Source organism: Leisingera sp. ANG-M6 (genome assembly GCF_000813905.1).
GTDB lineage: Bacteria > Pseudomonadota > Alphaproteobacteria > Rhodobacterales > Rhodobacteraceae > Leisingera.
The window spans coordinates 167,093-182,094 of the sequence record NZ_JWLG01000005.1 but is presented as its reverse complement, the minus strand read 5'-3'; the positions used below and the strand labels follow the sequence as shown (position 1 = coordinate 182,094).

At 64.5% G+C, this 15,002-nt stretch carries 16 protein-coding genes; 5 read left to right on the top strand and 11 right to left on the bottom strand.

The genetic code is table 11. The features are described 5' to 3' along the window. Positions 1–40: 40 nt before the first annotated feature. Together RA24_RS03360 and RA24_RS03355 are read left to right on the top strand one after the other, a co-directional pair. Positions 41–334 carry a putative quinol monooxygenase gene (locus tag RA24_RS03360; RefSeq protein WP_039189860.1) on the top strand — a complete coding sequence of 98 codons (294 nt, stop codon included), beginning with the start codon at positions 41–43 and terminating at the stop codon, positions 332–334. Positions 335–339: 5 nt separating this feature from the next. Further along, on the top strand, positions 340–789 hold the full coding sequence (locus tag RA24_RS03355; RefSeq protein ID WP_039189758.1) for a MarR family winged helix-turn-helix transcriptional regulator: 450 nt from the start codon (positions 340–342) through the stop codon (positions 787–789). A gap of 71 nt (positions 790–860) precedes the next feature. On the opposite strand, the gene RA24_RS03350 is transcribed toward RA24_RS03355, so the two are convergent. Then, the gene (locus RA24_RS03350; RefSeq protein WP_039152234.1) at positions 861–1,754 is read right to left on the bottom strand and encodes a LysR substrate-binding domain-containing protein; all 894 of its coding nucleotides are present in this window, start codon (positions 1,752–1,754) and stop codon (positions 861–863) included. Positions 1,755–1,867: 113 nt separating this feature from the next. Here RA24_RS03350 and RA24_RS22180 point away from each other — a divergent pair, with 113 nt between their 5' ends. Continuing rightward, complete coding sequence (locus tag RA24_RS22180) at positions 1,868–2,011, top strand: DUF1127 domain-containing protein (protein WP_019298302.1); 144 nt, start codon at positions 1,868–1,870, stop codon at positions 2,009–2,011. A 60-nt stretch (positions 2,012–2,071) separates the two neighbouring features. Here RA24_RS22180 and RA24_RS03345 read toward each other — a convergent pair whose 3' ends face one another. Beyond that, positions 2,072–2,413: a thiamine-binding protein gene (locus RA24_RS03345; protein WP_039189754.1), complete on the bottom strand. Its 342-nt coding sequence runs from the start codon at positions 2,411–2,413 to the stop codon at positions 2,072–2,074. 19 nt (positions 2,414–2,432) lie between these two features. After that, on the bottom strand, positions 2,433–3,830 hold the full coding sequence (murD, locus tag RA24_RS03340) for a UDP-N-acetylmuramoyl-L-alanine--D-glutamate ligase (RefSeq protein WP_039189751.1): 1,398 nt from the start codon (positions 3,828–3,830) through the stop codon (positions 2,433–2,435). A 130-nt stretch (positions 3,831–3,960) separates the two neighbouring features. Here murD and RA24_RS03335 point away from each other — a divergent pair, with 130 nt between their 5' ends. Beyond that, a complete protein-coding gene (locus RA24_RS03335; protein WP_039189748.1) occupies positions 3,961–4,875 on the top strand; it encodes a glutaminase in 915 nt (304 codons plus the stop codon). Between the two features lie 569 nt (positions 4,876–5,444). Here the strand turns inward: RA24_RS03335 and mraY are convergent. The 7 genes from mraY to mraZ are packed head-to-tail and all read right to left on the bottom strand — an operon-like array spanning position 5,445 to position 13,078. Then, entirely contained in the window at positions 5,445–6,527 is a 1,083-nt protein-coding gene (gene mraY / locus RA24_RS03330; RefSeq protein ID WP_019298306.1) for a phospho-N-acetylmuramoyl-pentapeptide-transferase, read from the bottom strand. Positions 6,528–6,548: 21 nt separating this feature from the next. After that, the gene (locus tag RA24_RS03325; protein WP_039189745.1) at positions 6,549–7,949 is read right to left on the bottom strand and encodes a UDP-N-acetylmuramoyl-tripeptide--D-alanyl-D-alanine ligase; all 1,401 of its coding nucleotides are present in this window, start codon (positions 7,947–7,949) and stop codon (positions 6,549–6,551) included. Beyond that, entirely contained in the window at positions 7,946–9,433 is a 1,488-nt protein-coding gene (locus tag RA24_RS03320) for a UDP-N-acetylmuramoyl-L-alanyl-D-glutamate--2,6-diaminopimelate ligase (RefSeq protein WP_039189739.1), read from the bottom strand. Before RA24_RS03320 ends, RA24_RS03325 begins: the two co-directional genes overlap by 4 nt. Before the next feature lie 17 nt (positions 9,434–9,450). After that, positions 9,451–11,235 (bottom strand): peptidoglycan D,D-transpeptidase FtsI family protein, encoded by a 1,785-nt coding sequence (locus RA24_RS03315; RefSeq protein WP_039189736.1) that lies wholly within the window; start codon positions 11,233–11,235, stop codon positions 9,451–9,453. Further along, complete coding sequence (ftsL, locus tag RA24_RS03310; RefSeq protein ID WP_039189733.1) at positions 11,232–11,582, bottom strand: cell division protein FtsL; 351 nt, start codon at positions 11,580–11,582, stop codon at positions 11,232–11,234. Before ftsL ends, RA24_RS03315 begins: the two co-directional genes overlap by 4 nt. Beyond that, a complete protein-coding gene (gene rsmH / locus RA24_RS03305) occupies positions 11,579–12,571 on the bottom strand; it encodes a 16S rRNA (cytosine(1402)-N(4))-methyltransferase RsmH (RefSeq protein ID WP_039189732.1) in 993 nt (330 codons plus the stop codon). The genes ftsL and rsmH overlap by 4 nt, the downstream gene beginning before the upstream one ends. A gap of 3 nt (positions 12,572–12,574) precedes the next feature. Then, on the bottom strand, positions 12,575–13,078 hold the full coding sequence (gene mraZ, locus RA24_RS03300; protein ID WP_082020315.1) for a division/cell wall cluster transcriptional repressor MraZ: 504 nt from the start codon (positions 13,076–13,078) through the stop codon (positions 12,575–12,577). A gap of 594 nt (positions 13,079–13,672) precedes the next feature. On the opposite strand from mraZ, the gene RA24_RS22430 reads away from it, so the two are divergent. Beyond that, a complete protein-coding gene (locus RA24_RS22430; RefSeq protein WP_193747105.1) occupies positions 13,673–13,834 on the top strand; it encodes a hypothetical protein in 162 nt (53 codons plus the stop codon). Between the two features lie 87 nt (positions 13,835–13,921). Here the strand turns inward: RA24_RS22430 and RA24_RS03295 are convergent, their stop codons facing one another. Beyond that, positions 13,922–14,986, bottom strand: a complete 1,065-nt coding sequence (locus RA24_RS03295; RefSeq protein WP_039189728.1) for an Mrp/NBP35 family ATP-binding protein — start codon at positions 14,984–14,986, stop codon at positions 13,922–13,924. Between the last annotated feature and the right edge of the window lie 16 nt (positions 14,987–15,002).

The window sequence follows — 15,002 nt, the reverse complement described above, 5'->3', positions numbered from 1 at the left end:
CGCCCATTTAGTTACCATGATAACATAAATGGAGCCTATGATGACCAGCCCCTTTCAACTCGTCGCCAGGATCACCCCGAAACCCGAGCACATGCAGGATGTCCGGCAAAGCCTGCTGGATGTTCTGGAGCCGACCCGCGCTGAAGCCGGCTGTCTGAAGTTCCGCTTGCTCGAAGGCCGCGATGGCACTTGCTTTTACCTTGACGAAGAATGGGCCAGCGACGACGCCCTGGCAGCGCATTACGCGGCGGATTACATCACCCCGGTCTTCGCAAAATACGAAGCCTGGCTGGCCAAGCCGGTGGAAATCCACAAGATGACTTCCCTGGCCTGACCCTCATGTTCTTCCTCAAGGAACTGCCATCGCAGCAGATGGTCGGCACTTACGCCGAAACCTACGGCGCCGATCCTGCACATATCACCAGCGCGCTCTTGATGATGCGCCGCGCCAGCCTGCTGATCCGCAGGCTCGATGCCTATTTTGCCGCGCATGGCCTGTCGCAGCTGCGCTTTCTGGTGCTGATCGTTATTGACCGGGAACCTGAACGCCAGTCGCTGACGCCAAATGAGATCGCCAGCCGCATAGATGTGTCAAAACCGGTCATGACACGCACCCTGCAATCCTTGCAGCAGGACGGGCTGATCAGCCTTGCGGCCAGCCAGACCGACAAGAGGTCCAAGGAAGCCGCGCTGACAGCGGCAGGGCGGCAGCAGCTGCAAGATGCCCTGCCCGGCTATTTCAGGATTCTGTCGGAGGAAATGGCCCACCCGCCCGCCGCCGGGGATTGAGCCTCCGGCCTGCTGTTTGGGGATTTTCCGCTTGGGTGGGCCTGAAGCCCTCCGCCCTCACCTGCCAGACTTTACCCGGCCAGCTCCGCCACCTCCGCCAGCAGCCAGCTGCGGAAAGCGGAAATGGCCGGCGCGTCGCGGCGTGCCTCCGGGTAGACCAGCCAGACAGAGATATCATCCTCCGTCACCAGATCGAACGGCTGCACCAGCGCGCCGCTGGCAATCAGGCCGCGGGCATAGGCCGGTGTCAGCAGACAGGCGCCCTGTCCCGCAAGGGCCGCCTGCACTTCCAGCATCTGGGTTCCCAGGCTGTGCTGTTCGGCCGGCTTTGGCGGCGCCACGCCGGCAGCGCGGAACCACAGGGCCCAGGCCGGGTCCCCGGCATCCACCCGCGGCACCCGCAGCAAGTCAGCTGGCTGCACTATGGGGCCATAGGCCTCCATCAGCGCAGGCGTCAGCAGCGGCGTATAGCTGCCGCGGATCAAGAGATCCGCCGCCAGCCCCGGCCAGCTGCCGCGCCCGGCGCGGATCGCCACGGTGGCCTCCCCTGCCAGCAGGTCCGCGACGCGCGGGTTGACGTCGACCCGGGTGGTGATACCAGGGTGCGCGACCTGAAACTGCCCCAGCCGCGGCGCCAGAATGAAGGCGGCAAAACTGGTGAGGGTGCTGATCACCAGCTCCTCGCCCCCGCCGCGCAGATCCGCCCATCCTTGGCGCAACAGGTCCAGCGCCTCACTGGCGTGGCGCTGCAGGGCCTCTCCCGCCGCGGTTGGCGCCACCCCGCGCGGCAGGCGCCGGAACAGGGGCTGGCCCGCCCGGTCTTCCAGCAGCTTGATCTGATAGCTGACCGCTGCCTGCGTCATCGCAAGCTCCTCCGCCGCGCGGCTGAAACTGCCCAGCCGGGCCGCGGCTTCAAAGACGCGCACCGCCGGCAGCGGCGGCAGGGGATTTACAGGTCGATCCATCAAGACAGCTTATACCAGAACCGCTGAGATTCAATTGGTCATTGAAGCGGCAAGCAGCCACATCTTGTTCACACAGAACAAGGATTGACCCCATGTCTGAAATGCTTTCACAGATGAGCCTCTGGCACGTTATCAGCAGAGTTTTTGTCTCGCACCCGCGCGAGGACGCCTCCGCCAGCCAGGCTGCCGGCCAGCAGCTGGCCCGCAGGCGGCTTAACCACCTGCCAGAGCATCTGCTGCGGGACATCGGCCTATGAGCCGGCCTGTGAGACTAGCCCTGGAAATCAGCCAGGCCGTCCTGCCGCCGGCCGCTTCGCTCACTCTTCGATGAACACCTTGTTGTTCGGGGTCACACCGCGGGTATAGGTGCAGAAGGTGTCATGCGCCTCGGGCGTGGTGGTGTGGATCTTGATATTGGTGATCACCTCCACCGCACCGAACTCCAGGCAGGCTTTCTCCGCGGCTTTGACGATCTCCAGCAGGTGATCCAGCTCCCCCTTCATGGTGGTTTCCATCGCCCCCACCTGAAACGGCACGCCTGCGGATTTCACCACGGCAATCGCCGCGTCCACCGCCTCGAAATTGTTACCCTCACGCAGCCGCGGTATGACCTGAAAGGCCAGCATCACGGCATTGCCGGTCGCAGCGCCTGCAGTCATGCCTGTCTCCTCCTGCGGCTCATCCCAGCCGCTTCTTCACCTCAGCCACGAAATCATCGCCGCGCTGCTCGAAGTTGTCGTACTGGTCAAAGCTTGCGGCGGCCGGCGCCAGCAGCACCGTATCGCCAGCCTGCGCCTCCGCCATGGCGCGCTCCACCGCTGCGGCCATGGTGGTGCAGACTTCGGCCTCCACATCCAGCTGCAGCGCGAACCCTGCCGCCTCGCGGCCAATCACATAGGCCTTTTGAACATTGCCGGTCTGCCCCTTCAGGGCGTCCAGCCCGCCGTCCTTCTCCAGCCCGCCGCAGATCCAGCGGATGTTCCTGAAGGCACTCAGCGCCTTTACAGCGCTGTCCAGGTTGGTGGCCTTGCTGTCATTCACATAGCGGACGCCATCCGCCTCAGCGATGGTCTGGCTGCGGTGCGGCAGGCCGGGGAAGCTGGCCATCGCCTCGCCGATCAGCCGCGGCGCCAGCCCCAGGGTGCGCGCCGCTGCATAGGCCGCGCAGGCGTTCTGGTGGTTATGCGCGCCCGGCAGGCCCATCATCTCCCGCAGGTCGATCGAGGCCGCCTGCCGCCCCTTGCGGTATTCGCTCAGGAAGCCTTTGCGGGCAAAGACCTGCCAGCCCGGCCCGGTCAGCTTGCGCGCGGCGGAAATGCGGATCACCCGGTCGTCGCCCATTCCTTCCGACAGCTGGCCTGCCAGGAACAGTCCCTCATCCTCGTCGATGCCAATAACGGCGCGGTCCGGCCCGCCCTCGGCAAACAGGCGGCGTTTGGCAGCAAAGTAGCCACCCATGCCGCCGTGCCGGTCCAGATGGTCAGGAGACAGGTTGGTGAACACCGCCACATCCGGGGTCAGCGCGCGCGCCAGCTCTGTTTGATAGCTCGACAGCTCCAGCACAACCACGCCACCCTCACCGGGCGGATCAATGTCCAGCACACCGCGGCCGATATTGCCCGCCAGCTGGCTCTCTCGCCCCGCCTCTTGCAGGATGTGGTGCAGCAGCGCCACCGTGGTCGACTTGCCGTTGGAGCCGGTGACAGCCACCACCCGCGGCGGCTGGTCGTGCATTTGCCAGTCGGCATCGGCAAAGGAGCGGAAGAACAACCCGATGTCATTGTCCACCGGCACCCCACCCTCCATCGCGGCGCGGATCACAGGGTTCGGCTTGGGATAGAGATGCGGTATGCCGGGCGACGTGATCAGCGCCGCCACGTCATCAAAGGCACCGGCTTTATGCAGGTCGCGGCAGGTGAAGCCTTCCGCCTCCGCCGCCTCCCGCGCTGCCGGGTTGTCGTCCCAGCACAGCGGCTCCGCACCGCCTGCCCGCAGGGCCCGTGCGGTTGTCAGGCCTGAGCGTCCAAGACCCAGCACAGCAACTTTCGCGCCCTCATATCCTTTGACCGGGATCATCACCTGCCCTCCCATAGACCTATTGCCAGAACCGCTATCCGATCCGCTCAGCCTTTGCCAGAGCCGTCAGATTGACAAGCCCCGGCCCATGCCGGAGATTCCGCGCAAATCAAGAAGGAAGGATCGCCCCGTGGCTGCGGATATGCAGGTTTTGCTCGACCGGATCAGTGCTGAGATGCAGGGCCGCACCGACCGCGGCGCCGTCGCCAGCTATATTCCGGAACTGGGGCAGGTTGACCCCAACCAGTTCGCCATCGCGGTGGCCACTGCCGAAGGCGGCCTGTTCCACGCGGGCGATGCGCTGACCCGGTTTTCCGCCCAAAGCATCACCAAGGTGTTCACGCTCGCCATCGCGCTTGGCCGCGCTGGAGATCAGCTGTGGAGCCGTGTCGGGCGCGAGCCCTCGGGCACCGCCTTCAATTCTATCGTCCAGCTGGAGCATGAGCGCGGCCGCCCCCGCAACCCCTTCGTCAACGCAGGCGCTATCGTCACCACGGATGAGCTGCTGGCCGGCCGCGCCCCCAAAGAGGCACTGGCGGAAATCCTGGCCTTCTTCCGCGCCGCCGCAGGGGACGAGGACATCCACATCAACAAGGCAGTTGCCAGCTCGGAAACCCGCCACGGGCACCGCAACTTTGCCCTTGCCAATTTCCTGGCGTCTTTCGGCAACCTCAAGAACACGCCGGAGAAAACGCTGGGCACCTATTTCCACCAATGCGCCACCGAACTGACAACGGTGCAGCTGGCCAAGGCGGGCCGCTTCCTGATTGGCGGCGGTGCGAAACCGGCATTGGTGTCGCAAGGCAGGGTGCGGCGGCTCAATGCGCTGATGCTGACCTGCGGCCATTACGACGGGTCGGGAGAGTTTGCCTACCGCGTCGGCCTGCCCGCCAAGAGCGGGGTCGGCGGCGGCATTCTGGCGATTGTGCCGGGCAAAGCCAGCATCGCGGTCTGGTCGCCAGGGCTGGACCACAACGGCAACTCCAAACTTGGCACCGAAGCGATGGAGCTGCTGGCCCGCGAGATGGACTGGTCGGTGTTCTGATCCGGTTGCTCCGAGCCCCCCTGCACAGCCTGCGCAGAGCGGTGCCGGGAAGGCGCCAAAACGTCCCTGGCACCTTCCATTTCAATCCAGTCTACGGCCTTAATTGAACCGGACACCAAATCGCATAGAGTTTGAAACCCCGCGTCCACCACCGAGGGCGGCGCCCGGCCCGGCGGGGTGGGAAGCGAAGCGCCCGCCCCGTGGGGGGCGGGACGGGCGCTGCCCGGCCTATCGGCCGGGCGGAAGGCTTTTGAAAGGTGTTGCGTACCCTGCGTACGCTGCCCTCACCACATCTTCACTCCGCCGGGTTACCTTCGAACCGTTGCAACAAGAAGACCAGGAGACCGGCCCCCTCAGACCACCTCTTCATTGGGTGCAGGGCGGGCCCGCATAGGCCGATAGACGGGCACAGCCCCTTGGCAAGGGCTGTCCGATGCTCCGCCCCTCCGGCGGCGCCGCCTTCTTCCTCAAAGACAAACCGCCCGACGCAGCAGCCCCGGGCGGTTCCATGGAAAAGAGAGTTCAAACCACCCCGTCAAGGACACGGCGCGGCGGTAAAACGGCGTGTCTTACCGCACCTTCAGCGTCGCCAGACCGATCATTGCCAGGATCAGCGAGATGATCCAGAAGCGGATCACGATCTGCGGCTCGGCCCAGCCCTTCTTCTCATAGTGGTGATGGATCGGCGCCATCAGAAACACCCGCCGTCCGGTGCGCTTGAAGTACAGGACCTGAATGATCACCGACAGCGCCTCGACCACGAACAGCCCGCCGACGATGGCCAGCACCAGCTCGTGCTTGGTGGCAATGGCGATAGCGCCAAGCGCGCCGCCCAGGGCCAGCGAGCCGGTGTCGCCCATGAACACCGCCGCGGGCGGCGCGTTGTACCACAGGAAGCCAAGGCCGGCACCGAACAGTGCGGCACAGAAGATCAGGATCTCGCCGGTGCCAGGCACGTAATGCACGTCCAGATACTCGGTGAAGTCGACGCGGCCCACCGCATAGGCGATGACGCCCAGGGTGCCTGCCGCGATCATCACCGGCATGATCGCCAGACCGTCCAGGCCATCTGTCAGGTTCACCGCATTAGCAGCACCGACGATGACGCAGATCGAGAACGGCACGTAGAAAATCCCAAGATTGATCAGCGTGTCCTTGAACACCGGCAGCGCCAGATGGTTCTGCAAGGGCGCCGGGTGATAGGCCGCGGCCCAGACTGCCGCTATTACCGCAATCATGATCCCCAGCGCCAGCCGGACCTTGCCCGGCACACCCGCGGTGTTCTGCTTGGAGACCTTGGCGTAATCATCGGCAAAGCCGATCAGGCCGTAGGCCAGCGTCACAAACAGCACCAGCCAGACAAAGGGATTGTCCCAGCGCGCCCACATCAGGGTTGCCGTCAGCAGCGCGCCGACCACCAGGAGGCCGCCCATGGTCGGGGTACCAGCCTTGGAAAAATGCCCCTCCGGCCCGTCATCGCGGATCGGCTGGCCTTTGCCCTGGCGCTTGCGCAGCACGTTGATCAGCGGCTTGCCGAACAGGAAGCCAAAGATCAGCGCAGTCATGAAGGCGCCGCCTGCGCGGAATGTAATGTAGCGGAAGAGGTTGAAAACATCCCCCCCATCCGACAAAGCGGTCAGCCAATAGAGCATCTGGGCCCTTCCCTCGTTCTCTTATGCGTTTTCTTGTGTGGGGGTGGAGTGACCCATTTCGCGGATGCCGTCAACAATCCTGGCCAGCGCCATGCTGAGCGAGCCCTTGGCCAGCACGATGTCGCCGCCCCGGATTTCTTCTGCAAGGCCGGGTACTGCCTCGGCACTGGTTGCAAACCAGCCGCCGCGTTTTTCCTCCGGCAAGGCTTCGTGCAGCGCTTGCATCAGCGGTCCAATGCAGTGAATCCTGTCGATGCCCTGGACCGCGTCCAGATCCGCCAGCCCGGCGTGCAGCTGCACCTCCTGCGGCCCCAGTTCTTTCATGTCGCCGATATAGGCGATCCGCCGCCCCCGCCCCGGCGTCGCCGCCAGCACCGCCAGCGCCGCCGCCATTGAGGTCGGGTTGGCGTTGTAGCTGTCGTCCAGCAGGGTAATCGAACCGTTCTCCAGTTGGATCGCTTCGCGCACGCCGCGGCCCTTGACCGGCGACCACAGGGCGAGGCTTTCAACGGCTTTAGCCGGATCAGCGCCCAGAGCTTCGGCGCAGGCCAGCGCACCCAGCGCATTCATTGCGAAATGGGCGCCAAGCGATTGAATATGCAGCTCAACATCCCGGCCGTTTGCCGTGGCGCGGGCCACGGTCTCCTCGCCCTCTATCCCGGCGGAATGCAAGGTGTAGTCCGCAGCGCTCTCGCCAAACCAGCGGGCGGTTGCGCCCAGACCAGCGGCCACGTCGTGCAGTACATGGGCCTCAGCAATATCGGCATTCAAAACCGCGGTGCCGCCGGGCTCCAGCCCTTCCATGATCGCGGCCTTCTCAGCCGCGATGCCTTCGACGTTTTCAAAGGCCTCCAGATGAACGGCAGCAACCGTCGTCACCATCACCACATGCGGGCGCGCCTGCTTTGCAAGGGGCGCAATTTCGCCGGGGTGGTTCATGCCGATCTCGATCACCGCAAACTCGGTATCGCGCGGCATCCGCGCCAGCGTCAGCGGCACGCCCCAGTGGTTGTTGTAACTGGCAACGGCGGCATGGGTGCGGCCCTGGTCCGACAGCATCCGCGCCAGCATTTCCTTGGTCGAGGTCTTGCCGACCGAGCCGGTCACCGCAACGACCTTGGCGTTCGTCCGTGCCCGCGACGCGCAGCCCAGGGCCTCCAGCCCCGCCTGCACGTCGTCCACAATCAGCAGCGGCGCGTCCGCAGGCACCCCATCGGGAACGCGGGAGACCAGCGCAGCGCCTGCACCCTTTTCCAGCGCCTGCGCCACGAAATCATGGCCGTCGCGCGCGGCCTTCAGCGCCACGAACATATCGCCGGGTTCGATGGTGCGGGTGTCTATCGACAGGCCGGAAACAGACCAGTCGCCTTGCGCCTTCCCGCCAGTTGCAGCGGCGGCCTCAGATGCGGTCCAAAGGGTCATGCGATCCTCCCATCGAGCGCGGCCACGGCAATGCTGGCCTGCTCCACATCGTCAAACGGCAGCACCGTGTCGCCCACGGTCTGGCCGGTCTCATGGCCCTTGCCGCAGACAATCAGCGCATCACCCGCCTGCAGCATGTCAGCGCCGCGCAGGATCGCCTCGGCACGGTCACCGATCTCAATACAGTCGGGCGCGCCACCTTTGACCGCAGCACGGATGATGGCCGGGTCCTCGCTGCGCGGGTTGTCGTCGGTGACAATCACCACATCGGCATTGTCATGCGCCGCCTGCCCCATCAGGGGCCGCTTGGTGGTGTCGCGGTCGCCGCCAGCGCCGACGATGGCAATCAGCCGGCCCAGCACATGCGGCCGCAGCGCCTTGATGGCGCTGGCAACGGCATCAGGAGTGTGCGCGTAATCCACAAACACTGCAGAGCCATTGTCGCGCGATGCCGCCAGTTGCATCCGGCCGCGCACCGTGGTCAGATGCGGCAGGGTTTCAAACACCCGCTCCGGGTCCTCGCCGCCGGCAATCACCAGCCCGCAGGCCAAGAGCACGTTTTCCGCCTGGAAACCGCCGATGAGGTTCAGCCGCACCTGGTAGGGTTTGTCATGCCAGGAGAAGCGCACGTCCTGGCCGGTGCCGTCATAGCGCATCCCCATCAAGTTCAGATCGCCGAGGCCCCGGCCGACAGAAATCACCTCCTGCCCGCGGGCAGCGGCGACGGCGCGCATTTCAGCGCCGCGGGGGTCGTTCATATTGATGACAGCTACGCCCTCATCCGGCAGCACCCGGCGGAACAGGCCCGCCTTGGCGGCGAAATAGGCGTCGAATGTTTCGTGATAGTCCAGGTGGTCCTGGGTGAAATTGGTAAAGCCGGCAGCCGCCAGCTGCACCCCGTCCAGACGCCGCTGGTCCAGCCCGTGCGAGGACGCCTCCATCGCTGCATGGGTCACGCCTGCCTCTGCCGCAGCGGCCAGCGCGCGGTGCAGGGTGATGGGTTCCGGCGTGGTATGGGCCAGCGGGTAGCTCCAGGCGCCTTCGATGCCGGTGGTTCCCATGTTGACGGCCTCATGGCCCAGCTCGCTCCAGATCTGGCGCACGAAGGTCGCCACGGAGGTCTTGCCGTTGGTGCCGGTGACCGCCACCACGGTCTGCGGCTGGCCGCCGAACCACAAGGCGGCGGCATAGGCCAGCGTCTGGCGCGGATCCTCGACCACCACCAAAGCGGCATGGCTTTCGTCCAGCACTTTGGCGGCGATTTCTGCCCCTGCGGCATCGGTCAGGATGGCGGTTGCCCCCTTATCCAATGCGCCGGGAATGAACTTGGCGCCATGCACCTGGCTGCCCGGCAGCGCGGCAAACAGGAACCCCTCGCGCACCTCGCGGCTGTCCACCGCTAGTCCGGAAATCTGCGGGTCAGCGCCGCCGCGGGCAGTGAGCCCCAATTGGCTCAGGGGCTGGTCTGGTCTGCTGCTGCTCATGGCGGCCCTCACCTGTGTCAGTTCGAGGTGAGGGTTATACCAGTCACCTCTGCGGGTTCAACTTGCGGACGCAGCCCCAGGAGCGGCGCGACGCGGCCGATCATCTCAGCCGCCACCGGGGTGGCGGTCCAGCCGGCGGTGCGGCGCTCCTCGCCATGGGCAATAATAGACGGTTCGTCCAGCGTTACGATCAGCACGTATTTCGGGTCATGTGCCGGGAAAATAGAGGCAAAAGTAGCGATCACCTTGTCATCATAATAGCCGCCGCGGGGTTTGGGCTTGTCGGCGGTGCCGGTCTTGCCGCCGACCTGATAGCCTTCAACTTCAGCAAAAGAGGCGGTGCCTTCGCTGACCACCTTGCGCAACATCTTGCGCGCGGCCCTGGCAGATGCCTCGCTCATCACCCGCTGGCCCAGCTGCGGCGCGGTCTGCTTCAGAATCGTCGGCGCCACGTAACGGCCACCATTGGCCACCGCCGCATAGCCCGCTGCCAGATGCATCGGTGTGGTGGAAATGCCGTGGCCGTAGGAGATGGTCATCGCCGACAGCTCCGACCAGTTGGCGGGCAGAAGGGGCTTGCCGCCTGCAGCCTCAGAAATTTCAAACGGCGTCGGCTCCAGCATTCCCATCGTTTCCAGGAAGCTTTTCTGCCGCTCCACCCCGATCTGCTGCGCCAGCCGCGCGGTGCCGATGTTGGAGGATTTGACGATGATCTTGGTCACCGACATTTCGTTTCCGTAGTTGCGGAAATCGCGGATCGCAAAGCGGCCCCAGCGCAGCGGCCCGCGGGTGTCGATCACGGTGTCGGCGTTGACCAGGCCGAGGTCCATCGCCTGGGCGGCGGTGAAGATCTTGAAGGTGGAGCCCAGTTCATACACGCCCTGCACCGCGCGGTTGAACAGCGGGCTGTCGGAGGGGTCAAAACCGGAGGTGGGCGGGCGCGGACGGTCGTTGGGGTCGAAATCCGGGAAAGAGACCACCGAGATCACTTCGCCTGTGTGAGCGTCCATCAGGATCGAGGTGGCTCCTTTGGCGTTCATCAGCTTCATGCCGCCATAAAGCACCTGCTCCGCCGCCGCCTGCACGGTGAGGTCCAGCGACAGCTGCAGCGGTTTGCCCGCATTGGCCGGGTCGCGCAGGTAGTCGTCGAACTGGCGTTCGACACCGGCAACGCCGATCACCTCAGCCGCGTTCACGCCTTCCTTGCCGAACCCGGCCCCGCCCAGCACATGCGCGGCCAGACTGCCGTTGGGATACAGGCGCATTTCGCGTGGGCCGAACATGAGGCCGGGATCGCCGATATCATGCACCGCCTGGAGCTGCTCGGGGCTGATTTTCTTCTTCACCCACAGGAACTTGCGCTTGCCGGTAAAGTCCTTGATCAGGCGCTCTCGGTCGAGGTCGGGGAAGATCGCCACCAGCTTTTCCGCGGCACCAACCGGGTCAATCATCTGCGGCGGCTGCGCGTAAAGGGAGTGGGTTTCGAAATTGGTGGCCAGCAGGCTGCCGTTGCGGTCGACTATATCGGCGCGCTGCGCGGCGATGGCGGCGCCGGGAACGCTGGCAACGGGCTCGGCCGGTTCCGACACTGCGGTCATGCCCATGCGGGCGATGATGGCGCCAAAGGCGCAGACAAAGAACAACCCCAGCACCAGAAGCCGCCCCTCGGCGCGCTGGCGGGCCTGCACCTGCATTTCCTGATGGCGCAGGCTGATGTTTTCCTCTTCGATCACATCCGGGTTTTCGCCGCTTGCGCGGGCGTGGAGGATGCGGGCCAGCGGGCGGAGCGGTGTGCGGATCATGGCTGGCTCCCTGCATTCAGGCCGGAAACTTCAACCTCGTTGGTGATCTCCAGCTCCGGCGGCGCCGGGTAGGAGACCTCATCCACGCGGCCGAACTGATCCGGGCGCAGCGGCAAAAGGCCAAGGCTGTCAAAGTTGATGTCCGCAAGGTCGCGCAGACGCTGCGGGCGGTTCAGGTAGGCCCATTCCGCGCGCAGCACGCTGAGACGCACCTGGGCGGTACCGATCTGGCGCTGCAATCCGCGGGTATCCTTCAGCACCTGCTGGGTGGCGTAGTTTTCGCGGTAGGCCCAGAAGGCGAGGCCGAAGACGGCCAGGCAGGTTGCGGCATACAGCAAAGTCTTCATTTGCGCGCCTCTTTCAGCTGCGGCATTCCAAGTTCCTTGGCCGTGATTGGCCCCGGTGCGGCGTCCGTCCGGCGTCCGACCCGCAGGCGGGCGGAGCGGGAGCGCGGGTTTTCGGCCAACTCCTGATCGTCCGGGCCCACGGCCTTGCGGGTGACCAGTTCGAACTGCGAGGGTGTTTCCGCCTGTTCCGGTGCATAGCGGTTGGCGCGGCCGGTTTTGCCTGCGCGGTGCTGGAAGAAGCGTTTGACCATGCGGTCCTCGACCGAGTGGAAGGTCACGACCGCCAGCAGCCCGCCGGGCTTCAGCGCCCGTTCAGCGGCCAGAAGGCCCTCGAACAGCTCGTCATATTCGGCGTTCACCGCGATGCGCAGGCCCTGGAAGCTGCGGGTCGCCGGGTGCGACTGGCCGGGCTTGGGGCGCGGCAGGCAACTCTCGATGATGCCCGCAAGGCGCAGGGTGGTGGTGATGGGTTCAATCGCGCGCTCTTTGACAATCGCCTTGGCGATGCGGCGGCTGGCGCGTTCCTCACCGTAGTGGAACAGGATGTCGGCGATCTGCGCTTCGTCCAGCTCGGCAATCAGGTCCGCGGCGGAGGGGCCGGACTGCGACATCCGCATATCCAGCGGGCCGTCTTTCATGAAGGAGAAGCCGCGCTCGGCCAGGTCCAGCTGCATAGAGGAGACGCCAAGGTCCAGCACCACGCCGTCGAGGTCCTGGGCGTATTCATCCATGCGGGAAAAGACACCGGGCTGCAGGATCAGGCGGTCGCCGTACTCCCCCGCCCAGGGTTTTGCCAGTTCAAAGGCCAGCGGGTCGCGGTCAACGCCGATCACCTGCTCCGCGCCAGCCTCCAGCAGGCCGCGGGTATAGCCGCCTGCCCCGAAGGTGCCATCAAGCCAGCGGCCCGACACCGGCGCCACGGCTCCAAGCAGCGGGCGGAGAAGAACCGGGATGTGGGGACCATTGGCAGCTGTTTGGTCCTGGGTCATGTCTTAAGCGCCCCCGGCGCCGTCTAGGAATTCCATTGGATCGAAACCTTCTGGCAGGTCGTCCATCCATTCTTCGGCCTGGGCCAGTTCTTCCTGCTCGTAGGTTTCCGGCTTCCAGATCTGGAAGGTGTCGCCCGCAGCGATGAAGAAAGCCTCTGCCTCAAGGTCGATTTTCTGGCGCAGCTTGGCCGGCAGCACCAGGCGGCCGGTTTCGTCCACGTTGGTCGGGAAGGACTGGCCGTGGAACATGCGCTGCAGCATCTTGCGCTGCATCGAACCGCGGGGAAGCTGGTCGATCTTGGCGTCGACCTCCTCGATCGCCTCTATAGTATAGCATTCCAGGAAGTTGCGGCGCTGGTCGCCGTAGACGATCACCAGTTCGGGGTTCTGGCCGGGCTGCCAATTGGGGTCAGCGGCCTCCAGCACACGGCGAAAGGAGGCAGGCACTGACACCCGCCCCTTTGTATCCACCTTGTGGTGGCTTTCGCCTCTGAACCTGCGGCCCAATTTCCCGTCCTTTTCGCGCGTCCCTCGCGTTAATCCGTCCCCCAGAATGAAAAGGGGCGGGTTGATCTGCTGCCACTGATCAACCCGCCGCCTTGGCCCGCTTTGCGGGATGTCCGACTGCACGCGCCACCTGGGGGGATGTCTGCTCGCCCGCGCGCCGGATCTCTTGGTTCGATGAAAGCGAAGGCCTGTATGAAACCTGCTTGTTTTGTTTTTGGCTCTGGGGTCGTTTAGCGCCCCGTCCCTCGTCTCATTCGATAAATTAGGGATACTATGGGAATTGATGGTATGGCAACAAAAAAATGGGAATTCATGGCACGATTCGCCACTCCACCCATGCCTTCCCATCCCTTCCACACCAGCCCAACCTCTTAATCTTGGAGTCCCGCACAGCAATCCACACAACATATGGTGCAACTGCTGTAAAATACCTACAAAAAGCGCACACCAAAAAAAATTTCCAAGTTTCCCACGATCTCCCATGGATACCCCTAGAAACTGCCGGGAAATCATGGGAAAGATAAATTTGTAAGTCGCTTGCCGATTCGGCTCTCGAGGTGTATCTATGAAGAAGATGCGCCTAGGGGGGCTTGCATGTATGAATTTCTATTGAAAAGCGAGGCCAGCTTCTTTGGCTTCAAGACCAACGGCGCAGGAGTGATACTGCTCTTTGCACTGGCACTACTGTTGCTTATTTGGCTTGGACCTCAACTCCTCGAACTAGTGCGGGAAGCACTGAAGCGAAAAAAGAGCTAGGCGCAATTGCAACGAGACCCACCAGAACGGCGGGTCCGCCAGGCCTCTCCAAATATTAGTGGAGAAATATATGGGCCGAGGAACGCCTCAGGCCATGCCGCCGCCGATCAAGCCTTCGGCAATGCGGGCATAGACCTGGGCCATTGGCCCCTCCCCCGCGGCGATGGGCGTGCCGCTGTCGCCGGCCAGGCGGGTCTCCAGATCAATCGGCAGCGCGCCCATCAGCGGCAGGCCCAGAGTCTCAGCCTCTGCCGCGACGCCGCCGTGGCCGAAGATGTGATGTTCGCCGCCGCAATCGGGACAGGTGAAGAATGACATGTTCTCAATCAGTCCCAGCACCGGGGTTTTAAGGGTGTTGAACATGTCCATCGCCTTGCGTGCGTCCAGCAAGGCCACATCCTGCGGGGTGGAGACCACGATGGCGCCGGAAAGCTCTGCCTTGGTGCACAGCGTCAGCTGCACGTCGCCGGTGCCGGGCGGCAGGTCGACGATCAGCACGTCCAGCTCGCCCCAATTCACCTGCCCCAGCATCTGCTGCAGCGCGCCCATCAGCATCGGGCCGCGCCAGACCACGGCCTTGGCGTCATCCACCATGAAGCCGATCGACATCAGGGTGACGCCATGGGCGTGCAGCGGCTCGATGATTTTGCCGTCCGGGCTGGCGGGGCGACCCTTGGCGCCCATCATCCGCGGCTGGGACGGGCCGTAGATGTCGGCATCCAAGAGGCCCACCTTGCGGCCCTGTTTGGCCAGCGCCACAGCGAGGTTCGACGACACGGTGGACTTGCCTACCCCGCCCTTGCCGGAGGCAATCGCCAGGATACGCTTCACCCCTGCAGGCTTCAGCGGCTCCGCCTGCGGCTTCGGGTGACCGCCGACCTTGAGGCTGGGTGCGGGCTGCTGGGGGGCATGGGCGGTCAGCGCGGCGGAGACGGTTTCAACGCCTTCCAGCGACTGCACCGCGGCCTCGGCGGCCTTGCGCAGCGGCTCCATCAGCTTGGCGATCTCGGGGCTGGGCGCTTCGATCACGAAGCTCACCTTGCTGCCCTCGATGCGCAGCGCGCGCAGCATGTCGCGTGAGACCAGCGTGCCGCCATCGGGCAGCGCCAGCCGCTCCAGCACCGCGCGAATCTGTTCCTGTGTGACACTCATTGCTGCTCTCCTGCGT